General features: G+C 38.6%; 1 protein-coding gene. It reads right to left on the bottom strand.

Annotated elements, in window-relative coordinates; translation table 11 throughout:
• Window positions 1-5 precede the first annotated feature (5 nt).
• A partial coding sequence (locus tag Ga0466249_RS25920) for a transposase (RefSeq protein ID WP_215832383.1) occupies window positions 6-565 on the bottom strand: 560 nt, incomplete at its 5' end.

Raw genomic sequence — 565 nt, 5'->3', positions numbered from 1 at the left:
TTTTTTTAAGCGGCAAAATAAGCTTGTCTTGCTACACCATTTGGTGAATTTCTTAATTTTAAGCAATTGGGGGTTAAAATAAGAAGATATAAGGATACCAAGGCGGCTATCCTTTTTAAATTGACCGCTAAAGCGGTTAACTTGGCCTGCATACTCATACTTTTTAGACCATACCCTCGGGCACGGTCTAATCCATGGAAATGTTTCATCTCACCGTTTTTCCATTCATGGCTTGCGCGCTTTTTGTATTTTTCTTTAAATTCCGGCGTGCTTGCTCGTTGACTATACTCATAATATTCAGCCGTATTCATTCCAACATCTAACCGCTTTACAGCCGCTGATTTTCCGGCACATTCTATTTTATGAGAACAATTTTTACACATAGCCTTATCAAATTTATATCTTAGAAATTCTTGCCCCCGGCTGTTCTTGCCGCACTTTTTATCTATTGTATAATTTCCCATGTTACAAAACCACTGGTCGCTATCCTTGTTATAACTAAATTTGCTCTCGTCAATTTTGTATACGGAAGCGCTGACCGGTATAATTGCCTCCACATGGTTCA

Origin of the sequence: Pelorhabdus rhamnosifermentans (genome assembly GCF_018835585.1) — a bacterium.
GTDB lineage: Bacteria > Bacillota > Negativicutes > UMGS1260 > UMGS1260 > Pelorhabdus > Pelorhabdus rhamnosifermentans.
Note: the sequence above shows the minus strand (reverse complement) of the source record. Positions and strands in the feature narration are given on the sequence as shown.